The following is a 17,438-nucleotide window of genomic DNA, read 5'->3' on the forward strand; positions in this document are numbered from 1 at the left end:
TTTATTTTTTAATTAATTCGCTAATAAAAGACTCACCATTACCATTATCCATGGCATTTTTATAAAAATCTTTTGTAACTTTGGCTAGATTTTCAGCATCAGGCATATCCTTTAGTAAATCTTGAATATAAGACATATCTTTATGTGAATTTTTTGCAGTAAACTTAAACCCTGTATAATCATTTTTTAAAAGGTTTTCAAAAATTCTGCTTAACGCAGCAGAATTTCCCGAACCAAGCCTAGCAACGTCATATAATTTTTTTAAATCAATATTAAATTTTTCTGCACTTTTGATCATATGAACAATTAAAGTAGCATTGCCTAAAGTTAAAAAATTATTTAAAAGTTTTGATTTAGCCCCCATGCCAACTTCACCAAAATAAAAGTAGTCTTTACAAAATGCTTTTAAAAATATTTCAGCTTTCTTAAAATCTTCCTCACTAGCACCAACGATACCACCTAATACACCTTCTTCAGCTTGAACGGGTCCACCCATTACTGGACATTCTATGTAGCTTATATTGTTACTTTTAAAAATTTTATTAGCTTCGATCGAGCCACTTTGGTTGTGAGTGGTAATATCAATAATAACAGTATTTGAATTTAATAGAGGAGATATTATTTCAATAATTACATGGGCAATAGGTGTGTTAGTAACACACAGAAATAAACAGTCTAAATTTTTTGAACATAATTCCTCATATGAATTAACTTCAACTGCACCCTCATTAACTATTTTTTCTATCGGAGATCTATTTTTGTTAGCAATAACAAATAAATTATTCTTATTTTTTAGAATATTTTTGGCTATTCCATACCCCATATAGCCAACACCTATAAATCCTACATTTTTCATTATCTAATATCTTAGAACTTAAATAGAAAAAATAAAAGCCTTATACAAAGCATTCCCAAAAATTTCTTTCAAGAATAGTTGATTTTTTAAAATTTCCTTTAAGTATATTAAATTTTTTACCCTTATTATTTTTCAAGAGAATATCTAAATAATCAATATTGTCTTTAGCTACTTGTTGGTATTCTTTTGATGAATACATTTTAATCCAAGAGCTATATTTACTTTTTTTCCAGTTTTTTATTTTAGAAAGATTAAATCCAATCTCGCCATAGCCAATAATACATACTGATAGGCATGAGAAAATATCAAGATTATCTCCATTTTTACCCACACTCAGCACATGATCAGTATAAGAACTATTAGCTTTCTCGACTACAATGTTATTAAGAGATTTAAGAGGTATCTTCCACTTTTTACAATAATTGATATGGAGTTTGATTTCGTGATCAATTCCCTTCATAAAATTTACTGATCTATTAATTTCTTCAAAGCTATTAGATTTATAAACACTAAGAGCTAAAATTTTGAGAAACTGCTGTAAGAAAACATAATCTTGAACTAAATAATTTTTAAAATTTTTATCTGGCAGTTTGTTGTTTACTAAATCAGATAAAAATTTATGATTAGTGTATTCAGACCATTCCTTCTTACAGCTACTCTTTAATTTATAAAAAAAAGTTTTTTTATTGTTGTAAATATTCACTATTCCTTAATTGAAGTTTTAACCTTGGAAAAGTTAAAGTTACCATTTTTTTTAAAAAGCATCACTGTAATCATTGGTGTAAATGTTGCTAAAATAAATGACCAAAATAATAACGCTGTAGATATCCAAATAGGAAACACCTCAGTTGGAAATAATCCACCAATTAATATACTTTTATCAAAAGTTTGATTTGGAAATAAAAGTAATCCAGTTATCAGTCCAATTATAACTGAAATTAAAGAAAGTTTTTCATCAACATCACCCTTGAACATCCCATAAAAAATAGGAAATACTGCAGCACAACATAATAAATCAGCAAATAAAAACATAAATAAAACGCTGTAACCCTTGGATGCAATCAAAAAAACAATTATTGATAAACCACATATTAAGTATTTAGAAAGTGTAAGATAACTATTCTTATTTTTTAAACTAATAAACTTATTTCCCTCAATAGTAATAGTGCTTGAAAGCGCATTAATAAGTGTATCCATACTACTAATCACTAAGGCTAAAACTAAAATTAATATAGAGATTGTTAACAAAGAATTAATTCCAGTAAATGGCTCTAATAAAAGAGTAAAGAATAAAGTACTAGGGTCGGCTGCTTTATCAACTGATACTGCAAGAATTCCAAAGAAACCTAAAACAAGCATAAATGGAATTACAATAAAGAAGGCAGACATAAATCCTTTTCTTAAATCATCTGAACTTTTTGCCGCAAATACTCTCTGCCAAACACCTTGATCAAATAAGTTGGTTGCAAAAACAGCAATGAAGAAAGTTAAGCCAGCAGTATATCCATAAAAATATTTACCACTCATTAAAGTACCAGCTTTCTCATTAATTAAATTCATAGAAAAAGTATTATTTCCAGAATTAAAGATATGGTTGATAGCAAATATTAATAAAATCATAATTATAATAAATTGAATTTTATCTGTAAAAATTGAAGCTCTAAGCCCCCCATAAAGAGTGTAAGATAAAGTAGCTACAATTATTACAAGAGAGGTTTGCCAAAGAGGAAACCCTGACATTAAGTTAACAACTTTTGCAATCGCTGTAACTTCAGCTGCAAAATAAACAAACATGTACATTATTGTTAATAATAAAACTAAACGAAACATTGCTTTGCCAAATCTAATTAGAACAAATTGAGTAAGAGTATTACCATTAGGCATAATTTTTCTCATTCGTTGACCGATTGTAATAAAGGCTAAGAAGGGTAGAGCTTGACCTAAGCCATAACCAATTATAGCACCTAAACCACCCCAAGTAGCAGCTTCTGATGGACCAATTAAAATCCACACACCAAAACATGATGCAACTAAAGATGCAGTTAAAGATCTTTTGCCAATTGATCTATCTGCATTTAAATATGAGTTAATTGAAAGTTTACCTCTTGAATAAACTATTCCAATAGCAGCAAAAGCTAATGAAGTTAAAAGTAGAGTAATAATAGTAGTTGATTGATCTAGATATATTGTGTTCATTTTTTCCCTTCGTTGTGATTATACAACAGGTTCTTTGGGTATATTCTCAGCTTTTTACAGCACCCCAGAAACTGATATTCTTAAAAAAAAGAATATAAAAGTTAATTAAAGAAATAATTAAATTAAGTCAAATTTTAACCCCAAGATATGAACACTAGGTAAGGAGTAATGTGTTAAATTAGTAGGTTTATTGAATTAATTTCATTAATAACTATATACACCTTAATAAATGTCAGAGATTCAAATATCCATTAATAACTTATCCAAAGTTTATGATAATGGTTTTAAAGCCCTTAACGATGTTAGTCTTAAAGTAAAACAAGGTGAGATCCTTGCAATGCTTGGACCTAATGGTGCAGGAAAAACAAGTTTAATCAGTATTATTTGCGGAATAGTTAAACCATCTTCAGGAACTGTTACAATTGATAATTTTGATATTATAAAAGATTATAGAGAGACGAGATCAAGAATAGGGCTTGTTCCTCAAGAGCTAAACTTAGAATCTTTTGAAACTGTTTTTGATACCGTGTCTTATTCTAGAGGATTGTATGGAAAGCCACCTAAACCAGAACACATTGAGAAAATTCTAAAAGATTTAAGTTTGTGGGATAAAAAAGATCAAAGACTTAGACAATTGTCAGGTGGAATGAAGAGAAGAGTTTTAATTGCAAAAGCTTTGTCTCATGAGCCTAAAATACTATTTCTTGATGAACCAACAGCTGGTGTAGATGTTGAACTTAGAAGAGACATGTGGATGGTTGTTGAAGAGTTAAGAAAAACAGGGGTCACAATTATCTTAACTACCCATTATATTGAAGAGGCAGAAGCTATTGCTGACCGTGTAGCTGTAATTAATCAAGGAGAAATTATTATTGTTGAAGATAAAAAAGAATTAATTAAAAAAATGGGTCATAAAAAACTAACTATTGAATTACAAAAAAAAATTAAAGAAATTCCTGATGATTTACTTAAATATAGCCTTGAAATAGGAGATGAACACATGTCTTTAATTTATACTTATAATGTTCAAGCTGAAAAAACTGGTATTACAGATTTATTGCAAGACTTAAAAGATACTGGCTTAAAGTTAAAAGATTTAAAAACTGAACAAAGTACTTTGGAGAAAATATTTGTTGATTTAGTAAAGGAGAATAATGAAATTTAATTATTACGGGTTTAGAGCTATTTATGCTCATGAGATGAATAGATTTATAAGAACTGTAGGTCAATCTATTCTTTCACCAGTAATATCCACCTCATTATATTTTGTAGTGTTCGGTTCAGTTATTGGAGGTTATATTGAAAAAATTGATGGTGTTAGTTATGGATCATTCATTGTACCCGGTTTATTAATGCTTACACTGCTTACCCAATCAATAAGCAACACTTCGTTTGGAATATTTTTTCCAAAATTTAATGGAACTATAAACGAGATCTTAGCAGCACCTATATCAACGCTTGAAACGGTTCTAGCTTTTGTTGGGGCAGGAGCTACTAAAACATTAATTGTTGGTGCTGTAATTTATGCAACTGCTTCTTTTTTTGCGGATGTGACAGTTAAATATCCATTGTTAATGATATTTTTATTAGTTTTAGTTTCTTTTACATTCGCTTTATTTGGATTTTTAATTGGAGTTGTTAGTAAAAACTTTGAACAGATGTCGATCATTCCATCATTAGTTATTACGCCCATGGTATTTTTAGGTGGAAGTTTATACTCTCTTGATATGTTGCCACCATTTTGGCAAACAATTTCTTACTTTAATCCAGTGGTTTATTTAATTGATGGCTTAAGATTTTCTTTCTATGGGGTATCTGATTTTAATATTTGGGTAAGCATAAGTTCTATGGTATTTTTTCTAGTGATTTGTGTGATCTTGGTCACAATACTAGTGAAAAAGGGTTATAATATCAAAAGTTAAAATTAATTATGAATAGTAAACCAGCAACTTACCTCTCACTAAAAAACAAAGTTGTATTTGTACTTGGTGGAAGTTCTGGTATTGGAGCAGATTTTGTTGAAGCTTTTGCAAAACAAGGCTCTAAAGTTGCTTTTGTTGGTAGAAACGAAAAATTATCTAATGAATTAATTGAAAAACTTAAAAACTGTAGTTTTATACCTAAATTTTATAAGTGTGATATCACAAACTTAAAGATGTTAGAGGCATCCATTGAAGATTGTATTAAATCAGTTGGAGATATTGAAATTCTTTTAAATAACGCTGCAAATGATGAGAGACATGATTTTAAAGATATGACACATGAATATTTTGATTGGGAATATCAAACAAACTTAAGACCCCATGTATTTGCCATAAAAGCAGTCATTGATGGTATGATAAGATTAGGTTCTGGCTCCATAATTAACCTTGGTTCTATCGGATGGATGAGAAAAAATGAAAAAACAGTTTTGTATGGAATTTTTAAATCATCTATGCACGGTCTAACAAATGGACTTGCAAAAAGGTTTGGCAAAAATAGAATAAGAGTTAATACCTTAGTTCCTGGCTGGACAATGACTAAAAAACAAATCGATCAACACTTAGATGATGAAGGAGAAAAAAAAATTAAAGAAGGACAGTGTTTACCTGATAAAGTTCAACCACATGATATCTCAAATGCAGCTCTTTTTCTTGCATCTGATGAGAGCAAAATGATTACTGCACAAAGTATTATCGTTGATGGTGGATGGATATAATAATTAATAAGATAAAATAAACTATTATGTTGAGTTATATAATTCCTTTTCTTGTTTTAATTTTAGTTGTGGTATTTATCCATGAATATGGGCACTATTATTTTGCCAAACGTTATGGTGTAGGTGTTACTGATTTTTCAATAGGATTTGGTAAAGAAATTTTTGGCTGGAATGATAAATCTGGAACACGTTGGAAAGTTTGTGTCATACCACTTGGGGGGTATGTTAAGTTTTTTGGTGATAGAAATGTTTATAGCCAAGCTGATAATGAAAAAATTATAAAAGAATATAGCAAAGAAGATCAAGATAAACTGTTTGTATTAAAACCCTTATATCAAAGAGCTTTAATTGTATTTGGTGGCCCTTTAGCTAACTTTTTATTAGCAATTCTAATATTTTTCTCTGTTTATACCTTTGCTGGAAAAGACTTTACACCAGCTGTTATTAACGAAGTTCAAAAGGATAGTCCTGCAATGGTAGCTGGCCTTAAAGATAATGATATTGTGGTCTCTATTGATGGCAATGAAGTTACAAGTATTATGGATATTTCAAAATACATCATGATGTCTACCGATGAATTCATCAATTTTACAGTAAACAGATATGATCAAGATTTAACTTTTAGAGTAAAACCCAACATTGCTGAGGGAGAAGATAATCTTGGAAATAAAATTAGTAAACGAATGGTTGGCATTAAACTTGGAGCTTATAATAATGAAGTAAACCACGTTAAACTTGGTCCTGCTAAAGCACTGTTTTATGCGGTTAATGAAGTTTATTATGTAAGCACCTCTTCACTTAAATACATAGGTAGTATGATCACTGGAAATGGCGACACTTCACAGTTAGGTGGTCCAATTCGAATAGCAAAAATTAGCGGACAAGTTGCAGAATTTGGAATTTTACCTTTTATAAGCCTTATGGCTTACATTTCTATTAGCTTAGGGTTAATAAATTTGTTCCCAATTCCGATGTTGGATGGAGGACACTTGATGTTTTATGGAATTGAAAAGGTATTAGGGCGCCCTTTATCACAAAAAACTCAAGAAGGTTTTTTTCGAATCGGATTGTTTTTATTGCTATCATTGATGTTTTTTACAACGTTTAATGACCTAAAGGACGTTGGTTTATTTAAGTTTTTTAATAATTATATTTCTTAAATAACCCTTTAAAATAAACACTTATTTAACAAATCACCATATATTGGGGTTTTCATTTTATGAGACACTAATAAAAAGCTTGATTTATGGGCTTTAATGTAAATTATATGAAAATAACCAATAAAACCGGAGCTAAATATATGAATAAAAAACAATTAATAGCACAACTATCAGGTTCTCTAAACCTAAGTAAAGCTGATGCTGAGCGTACTTTCGATACAATTACAAACACTATTCTAGATGCTTTAAAAGGTGACGATACAGTGAAAATTGCTGGATTTGGAACTTACAAAGTAGCAAAAAGAAAAGCTAGAGTTGGAAGAAATCCTAGAACTGGAGAGCAAATTCAAATCGGTGCTTCTCAAAAAGTTAAGTTCTTACCAGCTAAAGCACTTAAAGAAATATTTAATAAGTAGTTAAATAGCAAATTCATTAACAGCCTTTTACAGAAATGTAATAAGGCTGTTACTATATGCAAATAGTGCATACCTAGATTTCCCAATCAACAATAGTTTTTAAGATCATCATAAATATAAGTGAAGACTTATATGGGAGGTCTTATGACTAAATTAACAAAAATAATATCAACATTTTCGTTGGGTCTAGTTTTTCTTTTAGGTCTAACAAGTGTTGGAAGTGCAGAAACAACAGTATCTGCAGAAGTACAATATATCTTTAATACATTTTCATTTTTAGTTTGTGGATTTTTAGTTATGTGGATGGCAGCAGGTTTTTGTATGCTTGAATCAGGATTGGTAACTACTAAAAGTGTATCAACAATTGTTGCAAAAAACATTGGAAAATTTTCAATTGTTGCAATAATTTTTTATTTAGGTGGTTATAATTTAGCTTACGGAATACCAGAAGGTGGTTTCATTGGTTCATTCACACCATGGACACTAACTGATTCTCTTGAGCAAGGTTATTCAGGAAGCGCTGATTGGTTTTTTCAAATGTTATTCGTTGCAGCAACATGCTCTATCGTTTCAGGTGCTGTAGCTGAAAGAATAAAAATTTGGCCTTTCTTTATCTTTTCTGCAATCTTAGGTGGATTAATTTATCCAATTACTATGGGTTGGCAGTGGGGTGGTGGATGGCTAGCATCCCTTGGGTTTTCTGACTTTGCAGGTTCAACTCTAGTCCACGCTTGTGGTGGTGCAGCTGCACTAGCAGGTGTAATTTTACTAGGTGCCAGAAAAGGAAGATTTAGTCCAAAAGGAGATGTAAAAAGTATGGAACCATTTGCAGCTTCTTCAATTCCATTAACTGCTCTTGGTACATTCATTTTATGGATGGGTTGGTATGGATTTAATGGTGGATCACAATTAGCTTTAGGCACATTTGAAGATGCAAACGCAATGTCTAAAATATTTATGAATACTCATTTAGCAGGTGCGGCTGGTTGTGTTACAGCAGCCTTAGTTACAAGATTGATTGGTGGAAAAACTGATGTTATAATGATGTTGAATGGTGCTCTTGCTGGTTTAGTTTCTATTACAGCAGAACCTTTGGCTCCAAGTCCTATGCTTGCAATCGGAATTGGTTCAGTTGGATCTATAATTATGTATTTTGGAACTAGCTGGTTAAATTCAATGAGATTAGATGATGTTGTTGGAGCAATTCCAGTACATTTATTTGCAGGAGTGTGGGGAACTTTAGCAGTTACATTAAGTAATAGTGGTACCACCCTAACAACTCAATTAATTGGAGTACTATCAGTTACAATCTTTACTTTTATTTTTTCATACATTGTATTCTTTGTTTTGAAACAATTTATTGGTTTAAGAATAAGTGATGAGGCTGAAAAACTAGGAACTGATGTTGCTGAGATTGGTGTTAGAGCTTACGCTATAAGAGATTAGTAACATAAGAATTAAAAGAAATAGGCCCCTTAACTGGGGCCTTTTTTATTTCTAAATGCTTTTTAAGGTATCAAGTACTTCTTTAGCATGATCTTTAACTTTAACATTGTCCCAAATTTTTACAATTTTACCATTTGGATCAATTAAGAAGGTTGTTCTTACTATACCCATAAACTCTCTACCCATAAATTTCTTTTTAGTCCAAACTCTGTATTTTTTCAAAATATTAAGCTCTACATCTGATAAAAGATCAAATTTAATCTTATGTTTTTCTTTAAATTTATAGTGACTTTTTAGATCATCTTTAGAAATACCAAATACATCACAATTTAGTTTTTTAAGTTTAGGTAATAATTTGTTAAAATCATTAGTCTCAATTGTGCATCCTGGAGTGTCATCTTTAGGATAAAAATAAAGAACAACATATTTACCAATGGAATCTTTTAAAGAATAAATCTCACCATCTGTTGAGTTTAATTTAAATAACGGTGCTTTAGAATTGATTTTCATAATTTTATTTAATTATATCATCACATATGTATACTAAAAATCATGAATATAAAATCATCACAAATATTAGTTTCAGAAGCACTTAAAGAAATCAAAACAATTAATACAGATGAGGCTTTAACTTTATTTAACGAAGATAAATGTAATTTAATCGATATTAGAGAAAAAGGTGAACTTGATAAAATGGGTAGAGTAGAAAATTCAAACCATATTCCCCGTGGAATGTTAGAATTTTGGTTAGATCCAGAAGGTCCTTATTTTAAAAGTGGAAAACTTGATATGACTAAGGAGATGGTTTTATTTTGTGCTGGCGGATTAAGATCTGCGCTTGCAGCCAAATCATTAAAAGAAATGGGCTTTGAAAATGTTTCTCACATTGATGGTGGCTTTGCAGCAATTAGTCAAAGTGATTTTAAAATAGTTTAATCTATTTTATTATATTCATCTAAGGCAAATTCTAATCGATCTTGCCCCCAAAATATTTTATTATTGACGATAAAAGTTGGCGCTCCAAAAATCTCTTTTTCATGGGCATTTTTAGTGGCATCTTTTAACTTCTCCTTAATAATAGGATCTTTAATTGTCTTGTAAAAAATTTCTTTATTAATTTCACATTGCTCAAGTAGGGGTGTTAAAATTTCTTCTTTAGAGATATCTAGATCATCTACCCAATAAGCATCAAACATAGTTTTAATATACTGAACTTGATTTGATGAATTAATACTAAAATAACCACGCATAATAATTAATGAGTTTATAGGAAATTTAGAGTTCCATTTAAAATCAAAATTATTTTTTTTTGCAATTAATAAACAGTCATTCATCATATGTTTTAATTTAGGTTTGATAAACGCTGGTGGTGTTATTCCTTCTAAGTTATGAAGACCACCTAATAAGATGGGTTTATAATTTATCTTAATATTTTTTGGTAAAGATTGGATTTTTTTGTAAGCTAAATATGTATAGGGACTAATAAAATCAAAATAGAAATCTATTTGTTTAGTCATATAGATTAACTCTTTTTGCATAAAAAATTCTTATAATCCAATAAAGAGTAAGACCTATTGGACCAATAAAATAAGTTACCAATATAGGAAAAGACATTATTATTTTATTTATGCCAAATTTTTGAGAGTCTTTAACAATCCAACCTCCACAAAATAAATTGATAGATAGAAAATGAGTCCAAAACAAAATTAAGAAGGATTTATCGTTAAATAAATAAACAATTGAATCTAAGCCTAAATATAGTTCAAAATTTCTGATAAAGTCATACCCTTCGTTAAACAGCACATAAATTAAATAACCGTAGGCGAAACTTAAAATAATAAAAGGAAAAATTGATGTAATAAAAACTCTACATATTTGTGACTGTGGAAAAAAGACTAATATTAACCAAAAAGGTAATACACCTAGATTTAACCAAAGAAAAATCATTTCAATTGTAAAATATGTATAGATTTGATCGATCATTTTTTAGTGTATTATACAATAAGCTATTAAGATTCATATGAGAAATAGAAAAAAAACATTACAAGTTACGGTAGAGGAGATGAGAAATTTCTCATTTGCATATATTGAAAGATATGCTCCATCTAAACAACAGCTTAGAACCTATCTATTAAAGAAGTATCTAAAAGCGAATTTAGAAAATATTAAAAAACAAGATATTACAGATTTAATTGATGTTGTTTTGCAAGATCTTGAAAAAACTAAGTTTATCAATGATAAATTCTATTCTGAAAGTAAATCAAGAAGTTTAATTCAAAGAGGTAGTTCAGTTAATAAAATTAGAAACTATTTAATGACTAAGGGAATTAATGATCGTTACATTAAAGAAACAATAGATAAGATTAAAGAGGATAACTCTGACCAAGATTTTTTTTCTGGAATAAAAATATGTAAAAAAAAGAGAATTGGACCAGCGAGAGTAGAGGATAATAGAGCACTATTTTACAAAAAGGATATTGCTTTACTAGCAAGAAATGGTTTTGATTTTGAAACATCTAAAAGGATCATGGATATTGATCAAGCTGACTATATGAAAATAATTAGATTACTTTAATTTTTTTTCTTTCTCTTCTTCTTCAACAAGAGATTCAATTCTATTTCTAATAACATTTTTAACAAATACAAAAACCAATAAGCCAAAGATGGAAACAGACACTATAATTATTAAAATTACTCTTAGTTGCTCATCCATTATAATATGTTTTTACTTTTTAAAATTAAACTTGGGTTTTTAAATTCAGATTTTCCATAGAGTATTTCATTGTAATTAAAGTCAGTTACTTTGCCTCCTGAGTGTTGAAGGATTGCGTGACCAGCTGCAATATCCCATTCACAAGCTCTTGGTTCAGCGACATACATATCAAACTCACCTGCTGCAATAACACAAAATTTTAGTGAGCTTTTCATTTTTTGAAAAGAACTTATTTTATATTTTTTATGAATTTCTAAAATTTCAGGTTTAAGTTCGTTTGAATAACTTACTGCTGTATGTCCAGCGTAGTTTTTTTCTTTATTCATTAATGAAATTTCTTGATTGTTAATTAACTCATAACTATGAGACAAACCGTAAGAGTAAAAAACTCTTTTCTTAGCAGGAGCTGTTATAATCCCGATAGCTGGTTTTTTATCCAATATTAATGCTGCATTTAAAGTAAATTCATCACGGTTATTTATATAATCTCTAGTGCCATCAATTGGATCGATTAACCAAAAATTATTTAAATCAGTATCCATCTTATGATTTGCACTCTCTTCTGAAACAATAGCAATATTTGGAGTTATTTCTTGGATCTTGCTAGTTAAAATTTTATTAACTTCAATATCTCCATTACTTACAGGAGTATTGTCTGACTTAATTTCTTTTTTTAAACCAGCTTCTCTTAAATCTAAAGCTACCTGACTTGCTTTATTAAAAGTTTCTATAAGCGAAAGGGTAATTTTTTTTTTTCTTCAAGGTTCATTAGTAAATTTTTTCTAATCTAATTATTTCCATAATATAAACCATAAGAACTTACACTTTTATTAGCTGAAATTTGACCTTCTCTTGATTTAAAAAAATTTTTAATTTCTTCTTCAGATACACTTGAGTATAGTTCTGGCATATATTTTTTTGTAAATCTTGGATGTGCTTTTATAAATTCTTTATCACCATATTCCCAAGAATAAACATTTTCAGCATATTCAGTTTCTAAATATTCAGCCTGAGTAAGTTTAGAGATATTTTTATAAGGATTTGACTGTGAACCCACATTTCTTTTGGCCCATTTTGCAGTTAATTTAAAATCTTTAAGAAGTCTGTAATTAAATTTTAAATAATCTTTGACTTTAGCTCCACGAGGGAGTGTATGTTCAAAATAATCATATCCAACAGGTCTATACACTTCTGCTAGAATACTTGAATAGCCAGTATATTCCCATGAATAGTTTACAGTATTAGCACCTCTGCTTGCATGATTGATATTAATACCATCTTTATTAATAAAAGCTTGCACAACGTACATATCTTTATGCCCTTTATCTAATAGTTTTTGATTTTCTAATCTAAAGCCAAGCATTATTTCACCTACAGCAACTTTCATTCTTATATTTCCACAATTATTTGTACCTGTAGTTTTTGAATAGATACTTTTTAATTTTTTGATATTACATTTTCTAGTACCATGATTTAAAACCTTAAATTTTTGATCAAATAATTTTTGTATTAGATATGTATTGATCAATTCTTTTTCTTGGTCTGTAAAGTTAATTTCGTTATACCAAACAGCATAAAATTGAGCAAAAGTTCCAAGAGTGCTAGGAATATCATATCCAGAAACATTATATCCAATTGCCTTAGTTGTTTTTTTTTTCAATCATTGGATCTTTCTTTGCTGATGCCCAAGATAATAAGATATCACCTATTATTTGAGGATTATTAGTTCCGGCGTAATGTAAAAAACCTTGGCATGTAAACCATGCCCAATGTGAATAGTCATCTTTAGGGTAAGGATCTACATTTTTAATTCTATCAAAGCAATTCCACTCTTCATTTTTTTTTTTGAACCAACCTTTCATGGGCGTTAGTTTTGAATATTCTTTAAATTTTTTAAAGTCTTTAACTGGTTCCCAATTTTTAATAACTTTAATCTCTAAAAGAGTATTAGGTAAAAGCTTTTCTTTTGAAAATACATCATCACTAAATGTGATTAGACTAATTAATAATACCAACATTATTTTCATTTTTTTAACTTTTATTTTCATTGAGCTTTTCTAATTGTATTATTTCTGAATTAATAACTTTTTTTCCAACATTTTCAAAATTTACAGTAACTTTACCATTAATCATTGATTGAACTTGTCCAGTTCCCCAATCTTTGTTATTAGGGTTAGTAACTTTGTCGCCTGGTTCGAAATCTAAAATCATTAATTTACTTATAGTTAATATACTAATAAATATCATTAAATATGACAAAATTGAATTCAATTGGAATAGCTAAAGAACCTAAAGATACCTTGGTTGTTGTTGCAATGTCAGGAGGGGTAGATTCTTCAACAGTTGCAGCTATGATGAAAAGTGAAGGATACAATGTAATTGGTATAACTTTAAAACTCTATAATGATAGTAAAGAGACAGCTTCTTCTAAACAATGTTGTGCAGGCCAAGATATTATGGATGCAAAAAGAGTAGCTGATAAACTAAAGATAGAACATAAAATTTTATATTATCAAGATAAATTCAAAGAAGGGGTCATTGATAATTTTATAGACAGTTATCTAAATGGAGAAACACCCATTCCATGTGTGCAATGTAATAAAACAGTTAAATTCACAGATTTATTTGAAGAAGCAAAAAGACTCAACGCTGATGCTTTGGTAACAGGACATTACGTTAAAAGTATCACTGAAAAAGATAATACGGATATGTATAGAGGTATTGATTTAAATAGAGATCAAAGTTATTTTTTATTCAATACTACAAAAGATCAATTAAATTTTTTAAGATTTCCATTAGGCAATCTTCATAAAGATGAAACTAGAAACATTGCAAGAGAACTTGATCTTAATGTTGCAGACAAACCTGACAGTCAAGATATTTGCTTTGTTCCAAATGGAGACTACGCCTCAGTTATAGAAAAGTTTAGACCAAACTCTTTTAGCAAAGGTAATATTAAAAATATGAATGGTGAAGTGATAGGAGTTCATGACGGCATCATTAATTATACAATTGGACAAAGAAAAGGAATTGGAGTTTCTGACAAGAACCCATTTTATGTAGTAAAAATTATTGCAGATAAAAATGAAATTATTGTTGGTGCTAAGGAACACCTTGTTAAAACTAAAATAAATTTAAAAGATTTAAATATTATTACAAATGATCAAAATGATTTTGAAAATGAATTATTTGTAAAAGTGAGATCTACTGGAAGATTGATTAAAGCCAAGATAGATATCAATGATACCAATGCGAACGTTAATTTATTGGAAGAGGAACATGGTATTGCACCTGGTCAAGCATGTGTGTTTTATTCAAAAAACAATAATGGTTATAAGGTATTAGGTGGTGGTTGGATTAAAAGCTAATAACTGTAGATATAAATAAACTAGTTTATAATTTATTTATTTTTAGCTTTTCTTTTAGCTCTTCTTTTTTTAGAGCCTTGTTTTCTTCGACCTCTATGTTTCTTTGGGTAACCCATACTATCCTATATATAATTTTATTGACGTTATTGAAGGGATATAGCATTCTCCCTTTAACTTATCAAATTTTTTATGACTAAATCATTCAAGACTTTCCTTAAACATACAGCAAAAGATTACCATAATCAGTCAGTTAACCCCCCTGTAGTAAGAGCCTCGACTATTATCTTCAAATCTATGCAAGATATTAGGAAAATGCAGGATAAGAGCAAAAAAGACCCAACAGGTGGACACTTTGACTATGGAAGACAAGGAACTTCAACCACTCATGTTTTATCCCAGATACTTAAAGAAATGGAAGAATGTTACCATGTATTTTTAACGCCAACTGGGTTTGGCTCAGTTTTTTTGGCTATTTTTAGTATTGTTCGACCTGGCGATGAGATTATTGTAGCAGACCCCGCATACTCACCTACGAGAATTTTAACTCAAGATTTTTTAAAAGAATTTAATATAAAATCATTTTTTTACGATCCACATGATTTGAAAACTTTAGAAAAAGCGATTACAAAAAAAACAAAATTAATTTTTGTTGAAAATCCTGGAAGTAATACATTTGATTTTCAAGATTTAGGTAAAATAGTATCAATTGCAAAAAAGAATAAAATTTTTTCAGTAATTGATAATACTTGGGGAACACCTTATTTTTTAAAACCAATTAAGCTTGGTTTTGATATGTCAATTGTATCTGCTACCAAATATTATTCAGGCCATTCTGATGTTATGGGTGGAAGTTTAGCCGTTAATAAAAAAGTTTTTAAACAAGTTGATAAGGCAAATAAGATAACTGGTTTAAGACTTGGTCCTGATGATGCTTATCTAATAACAAGAGGACTTAGAACTTTAGATGTTAGATTAGACAAGCATGAAAAAAGTGCAAAACAAGTAGCTGAGTTTTTATCTAATTATAAAAACATAAAATTATTATACCCACATAAAAAAGATTCATTTAATTTTAGAATGTGGAAAAAGTATTATTCTGGTGCATCAGGATTGATGGGTTTAAAAGTTAGATCAAAAAATAAAAACTCTGTAATCAAGTTTGTTAATTCTTTAAAACTATTTGGCTATGGGTATAGTTGGGGTGGATTTGAAAGCCTTGCGTTATATCAGGACAAACGTGAACAAGGTAATAGAGAATATCTTAAATTAGCTAAAGACGAACATTTAGTAAGACTGCATATTGGTTTAGAAGATCCAAAAGATCTCATTGATGATTTAAAAAAATCTCTTAAACATGTTAAATGAGTTCAGAAATATTTATAAAAAATAAAACAGCTTTAATAACGCTGATTGCAGCCTGTGTTGTAGTTTTAATTTCTCTTGGAGTTAGACAAACTTTTGGTCTATTTTTCATGGATTTTAAAAATGATTTAGATATTTCAATAACTCAATCTGGATTAGCAATAGGCATTCAAATGCTAATGTGGGGTTTAACAGGGCCTATATTTGGAGCTATCGCTGATAAATATGGTGGACATAAAGCGATTTGCTTAGCTTTTGTTTTTTATATTTTAGGAATTTACTTTTTGTATGCTGGTCCAAATACTGGAATTTTTTTTCAAATAGATTTGGGACTTTTAGTTGGAATTGGTTTAGGTGGAACTGCAATTAGTATTCCAATGTCAATTGTTGGAAAACATTTCCCATTATCAAATAGAACTATAGCCATGAGTATTGTCACAGCCGTCGGTTCTTTGGGCTATTTTATCTCTCCACTTTACACAAGTTATTCGTTAATCAAAAATGGATGGGTGGACACACTTTTTGTATTCACAATATTCTTATTTATTGGACTTATAGTGGCTTTTTTTGTTAGATCCCCTTCTTTAGAGCAATCTATTGAAAAACCTAACGATCAAAGTACCTTTGATGCTTTAAAAGAGGCCTTTAAAAACAAAAGTTACGTATTACTCACATCTGGTTTTTTTGTATGTGGTTTTCATATAACTTTAGTTGGAACTCATGTTCCAAAATATGTAATTGATAGAGGCTTAGAAAGCTGGACAGCTGCTGCAATTTTATCCTTAATTGGACTATTTAACATATTTGGTTCTCTATTAAGTGGATATCTTTCTACAAAAATTAGTAAAAAAATTATTTTAAGCTCTATCTATGCATTAAGGGGTGTTTCAATAATCTTATTTATCTTCTTACCTGCAAGTAACATTAATGCATTTATCTTTGGCGCAAGCTTTGGCTTTTTATGGCTTTCAACGGTGCCTGCAACAAGTGGTATAGTTGCCCATATTTTTGGAACAAAATATTTAGGTGTATTATATGGAATAGTTTTTTTAAGCCATCAAGTAGGCTCATTCTTTGGAGCTTTTCTTGGAGGATTATTTTATGATTTATATGGCTCTTATGATTATGCTTGGTATTTAGCAATTGCTTTATCAGTTTTTGCAGCAATAATACATTTACCAATTAAGGAAGAAGCAGTTTTAAGATTAAAAACAGAATAGAAA

22 protein-coding genes and 1 riboswitch are annotated in these 17,438 nt (G+C 29.5%); of the genes, 11 read left to right on the forward strand and 11 right to left on the reverse strand.

Features of this window, described 5'->3' with window-relative positions; translation table 11 throughout:
• Position 1: 1 nt before the first annotated feature.
• The 3 genes from ABXT72_RS02530 to ABXT72_RS02540 all read right to left on the reverse strand — a co-directional run bounded on the left by ABXT72_RS02530 (position 2) and on the right by ABXT72_RS02540 (position 3,052).
• Complete coding sequence (locus ABXT72_RS02530; RefSeq protein WP_415278854.1) at positions 2 to 856, reverse strand: NAD(P)-dependent oxidoreductase; 855 nt, start codon at positions 854 to 856, stop codon at positions 2 to 4.
• A gap of 40 nt (positions 857 to 896) precedes the next feature.
• Positions 897 to 1,559, reverse strand: coding sequence for a TenA family protein (locus tag ABXT72_RS02535; protein ID WP_415278855.1), 663 nt, complete (start codon positions 1,557 to 1,559; stop codon positions 897 to 899).
• Positions 1,559 to 3,052 carry a sodium:solute symporter family transporter gene (locus tag ABXT72_RS02540; protein WP_415278856.1) on the reverse strand — a complete coding sequence of 498 codons (1,494 nt, stop codon included), beginning with the start codon at positions 3,050 to 3,052 and terminating at the stop codon, positions 1,559 to 1,561. The genes ABXT72_RS02535 and ABXT72_RS02540 overlap by 1 nt, the downstream gene beginning before the upstream one ends.
• A riboswitch (TPP riboswitch) is annotated at positions 3,040 to 3,129 on the reverse strand. It overlaps the preceding gene by 13 nt.
• Positions 3,130 to 3,281: 152 nt before the next feature.
• Between ABXT72_RS02540 and ABXT72_RS02545 the strand changes: the two genes are divergently transcribed.
• The 6 genes from ABXT72_RS02545 to ABXT72_RS02570 all read left to right on the forward strand — a co-directional run bounded on the left by ABXT72_RS02545 (position 3,282) and on the right by ABXT72_RS02570 (position 8,772).
• Positions 3,282 to 4,217 carry an ABC transporter ATP-binding protein gene (locus ABXT72_RS02545; protein WP_415278858.1) on the forward strand — a complete coding sequence of 312 codons (936 nt, stop codon included), beginning with the start codon at positions 3,282 to 3,284 and terminating at the stop codon, positions 4,215 to 4,217.
• Positions 4,207 to 4,974 carry an ABC transporter permease gene (locus tag ABXT72_RS02550; protein ID WP_415278860.1) on the forward strand — a complete coding sequence of 256 codons (768 nt, stop codon included), beginning with the start codon at positions 4,207 to 4,209 and terminating at the stop codon, positions 4,972 to 4,974. The genes ABXT72_RS02545 and ABXT72_RS02550 overlap by 11 nt, the downstream gene beginning before the upstream one ends.
• Positions 4,975 to 4,982: 8 nt before the next feature.
• Complete coding sequence (locus ABXT72_RS02555) at positions 4,983 to 5,750, forward strand: SDR family NAD(P)-dependent oxidoreductase (RefSeq protein WP_415278862.1); 768 nt, start codon at positions 4,983 to 4,985, stop codon at positions 5,748 to 5,750.
• Between the two features lie 26 nt (positions 5,751 to 5,776).
• Positions 5,777 to 6,910 (forward strand): RIP metalloprotease RseP, encoded by a 1,134-nt coding sequence (gene rseP / locus ABXT72_RS02560; protein WP_415278864.1) that lies wholly within the window; start codon positions 5,777 to 5,779, stop codon positions 6,908 to 6,910.
• Positions 6,911 to 7,050: 140 nt separating this feature from the next.
• On the forward strand, positions 7,051 to 7,326 hold the full coding sequence (locus ABXT72_RS02565) for an HU family DNA-binding protein (RefSeq protein ID WP_006997102.1): 276 nt from the start codon (positions 7,051 to 7,053) through the stop codon (positions 7,324 to 7,326).
• Positions 7,327 to 7,470: 144 nt separating this feature from the next.
• Positions 7,471 to 8,772: an ammonium transporter gene (locus tag ABXT72_RS02570; protein WP_415278867.1), complete on the forward strand. Its 1,302-nt coding sequence runs from the start codon at positions 7,471 to 7,473 to the stop codon at positions 8,770 to 8,772.
• Between the two features lie 51 nt (positions 8,773 to 8,823).
• Here ABXT72_RS02570 and bcp read toward each other — a convergent pair whose 3' ends face one another.
• On the reverse strand, positions 8,824 to 9,285 hold the full coding sequence (gene bcp, locus ABXT72_RS02575; RefSeq protein ID WP_415279158.1) for a thioredoxin-dependent thiol peroxidase: 462 nt from the start codon (positions 9,283 to 9,285) through the stop codon (positions 8,824 to 8,826).
• Between the two features lie 39 nt (positions 9,286 to 9,324).
• On the opposite strand from bcp, the gene ABXT72_RS02580 reads away from it, so the two are divergent.
• Positions 9,325 to 9,708 (forward strand): rhodanese-like domain-containing protein, encoded by a 384-nt coding sequence (locus ABXT72_RS02580; protein ID WP_415278869.1) that lies wholly within the window; start codon positions 9,325 to 9,327, stop codon positions 9,706 to 9,708.
• Here ABXT72_RS02580 and ABXT72_RS02585 read toward each other — a convergent pair.
• Positions 9,705 to 10,289, reverse strand: coding sequence for a 2-hydroxychromene-2-carboxylate isomerase (locus tag ABXT72_RS02585; RefSeq protein ID WP_415278871.1), 585 nt, complete (start codon positions 10,287 to 10,289; stop codon positions 9,705 to 9,707). The genes ABXT72_RS02580 and ABXT72_RS02585 overlap by 4 nt on opposite strands.
• Complete coding sequence (locus tag ABXT72_RS02590; RefSeq protein ID WP_415278872.1) at positions 10,282 to 10,755, reverse strand: ABA4-like family protein; 474 nt, start codon at positions 10,753 to 10,755, stop codon at positions 10,282 to 10,284. The genes ABXT72_RS02585 and ABXT72_RS02590 overlap by 8 nt, the downstream gene beginning before the upstream one ends.
• Before the next feature lie 37 nt (positions 10,756 to 10,792).
• On the opposite strand from ABXT72_RS02590, the gene ABXT72_RS02595 reads away from it, so the two are divergent.
• On the forward strand, positions 10,793 to 11,347 hold the full coding sequence (locus tag ABXT72_RS02595) for a regulatory protein RecX (protein WP_006997094.1): 555 nt from the start codon (positions 10,793 to 10,795) through the stop codon (positions 11,345 to 11,347).
• Here the strand turns inward: ABXT72_RS02595 and ABXT72_RS02600 are convergent.
• From ABXT72_RS02600 to ABXT72_RS02620, 5 genes are read right to left on the reverse strand one after another with little or no spacing between them, the layout of a single operon-like run.
• Positions 11,339 to 11,485, reverse strand: coding sequence for a hypothetical protein (locus tag ABXT72_RS02600; RefSeq protein WP_415278874.1), 147 nt, complete (start codon positions 11,483 to 11,485; stop codon positions 11,339 to 11,341). The genes ABXT72_RS02595 and ABXT72_RS02600 overlap by 9 nt on opposite strands.
• Entirely contained in the window at positions 11,485 to 12,231 is a 747-nt protein-coding gene (locus tag ABXT72_RS02605) for a 3'(2'),5'-bisphosphate nucleotidase CysQ family protein (protein WP_415279159.1), read from the reverse strand. Before ABXT72_RS02605 ends, ABXT72_RS02600 begins: the two co-directional genes overlap by 1 nt.
• Positions 12,232 to 12,272: 41 nt before the next feature.
• Entirely contained in the window at positions 12,273 to 13,145 is an 873-nt protein-coding gene (locus ABXT72_RS02610) for a hypothetical protein (protein WP_415278876.1), read from the reverse strand.
• A complete protein-coding gene (locus tag ABXT72_RS02615) occupies positions 13,126 to 13,533 on the reverse strand; it encodes a hypothetical protein (protein ID WP_415278877.1) in 408 nt (135 codons plus the stop codon). The genes ABXT72_RS02610 and ABXT72_RS02615 overlap by 20 nt, the downstream gene beginning before the upstream one ends.
• A complete protein-coding gene (locus ABXT72_RS02620; protein WP_415278879.1) occupies positions 13,517 to 13,732 on the reverse strand; it encodes a DUF3553 domain-containing protein in 216 nt (71 codons plus the stop codon). Before ABXT72_RS02620 ends, ABXT72_RS02615 begins: the two co-directional genes overlap by 17 nt.
• A gap of 5 nt (positions 13,733 to 13,737) precedes the next feature.
• Between ABXT72_RS02620 and mnmA the strand changes: the two genes are divergently transcribed.
• The 3 genes from mnmA to ABXT72_RS02635 all read left to right on the forward strand — a co-directional run bounded on the left by mnmA (position 13,738) and on the right by ABXT72_RS02635 (position 17,435).
• On the forward strand, positions 13,738 to 14,853 hold the full coding sequence (mnmA, locus tag ABXT72_RS02625) for a tRNA 2-thiouridine(34) synthase MnmA (RefSeq protein WP_415278881.1): 1,116 nt from the start codon (positions 13,738 to 13,740) through the stop codon (positions 14,851 to 14,853).
• A gap of 189 nt (positions 14,854 to 15,042) precedes the next feature.
• Positions 15,043 to 16,218 carry a trans-sulfuration enzyme family protein gene (locus ABXT72_RS02630; RefSeq protein WP_415278883.1) on the forward strand — a complete coding sequence of 392 codons (1,176 nt, stop codon included), beginning with the start codon at positions 15,043 to 15,045 and terminating at the stop codon, positions 16,216 to 16,218.
• Complete coding sequence (locus ABXT72_RS02635) at positions 16,215 to 17,435, forward strand: MFS transporter (protein ID WP_415278885.1); 1,221 nt, start codon at positions 16,215 to 16,217, stop codon at positions 17,433 to 17,435. The genes ABXT72_RS02630 and ABXT72_RS02635 overlap by 4 nt, the downstream gene beginning before the upstream one ends.
• Positions 17,436 to 17,438 lie beyond the last annotated feature (3 nt).

This window comes from Candidatus Pelagibacter sp. Uisw_094 (assembly GCF_047729535.1).
Lineage (GTDB): Bacteria > Pseudomonadota > Alphaproteobacteria > Pelagibacterales > Pelagibacteraceae > Pelagibacter.

Coding starts and splice junctions, on each gene's coding strand:
- ABXT72_RS02615 (WP_415278877.1), bottom strand. CDS start 13,533: ATGAAAATAAAAGTTAAAAAAATGAAAATAATGTTGGTATTATTAATT.
- ABXT72_RS02545 (WP_415278858.1), top strand. CDS start 3,282: ATGTCAGAGATTCAAATATCCATTAATAACTTATCCAAAGTTTATGAT.
- ABXT72_RS02540 (WP_415278856.1), bottom strand. CDS start 3,052: ATGAACACAATATATCTAGATCAATCAACTACTATTATTACTCTACTT.
- ABXT72_RS02570 (WP_415278867.1), top strand. CDS start 7,471: ATGACTAAATTAACAAAAATAATATCAACATTTTCGTTGGGTCTAGTT.
- ABXT72_RS02555 (WP_415278862.1), top strand. CDS start 4,983: ATGAATAGTAAACCAGCAACTTACCTCTCACTAAAAAACAAAGTTGTA.
- ABXT72_RS02585 (WP_415278871.1), bottom strand. CDS start 10,289: ATGACTAAACAAATAGATTTCTATTTTGATTTTATTAGTCCCTATACA.
- ABXT72_RS02550 (WP_415278860.1), top strand. CDS start 4,207: ATGAAATTTAATTATTACGGGTTTAGAGCTATTTATGCTCATGAGATG.
- ABXT72_RS02595 (WP_006997094.1), top strand. CDS start 10,793: ATGAGAAATAGAAAAAAAACATTACAAGTTACGGTAGAGGAGATGAGA.
- ABXT72_RS02565 (WP_006997102.1), top strand. CDS start 7,051: ATGAATAAAAAACAATTAATAGCACAACTATCAGGTTCTCTAAACCTA.
- mnmA (WP_415278881.1), top strand. CDS start 13,738: ATGACAAAATTGAATTCAATTGGAATAGCTAAAGAACCTAAAGATACC.
- ABXT72_RS02580 (WP_415278869.1), top strand. CDS start 9,325: ATGAATATAAAATCATCACAAATATTAGTTTCAGAAGCACTTAAAGAA.
- rseP (WP_415278864.1), top strand. CDS start 5,777: ATGTTGAGTTATATAATTCCTTTTCTTGTTTTAATTTTAGTTGTGGTA.
- ABXT72_RS02590 (WP_415278872.1), bottom strand. CDS start 10,755: ATGATCGATCAAATCTATACATATTTTACAATTGAAATGATTTTTCTT.
- ABXT72_RS02620 (WP_415278879.1), bottom strand. CDS start 13,732: ATGATATTTATTAGTATATTAACTATAAGTAAATTAATGATTTTAGAT.
- ABXT72_RS02530 (WP_415278854.1), bottom strand. CDS start 856: ATGAAAAATGTAGGATTTATAGGTGTTGGCTATATGGGGTATGGAATA.
- ABXT72_RS02600 (WP_415278874.1), bottom strand. CDS start 11,485: ATGGATGAGCAACTAAGAGTAATTTTAATAATTATAGTGTCTGTTTCC.
- ABXT72_RS02635 (WP_415278885.1), top strand. CDS start 16,215: ATGAGTTCAGAAATATTTATAAAAAATAAAACAGCTTTAATAACGCTG.
- ABXT72_RS02630 (WP_415278883.1), top strand. CDS start 15,043: ATGACTAAATCATTCAAGACTTTCCTTAAACATACAGCAAAAGATTAC.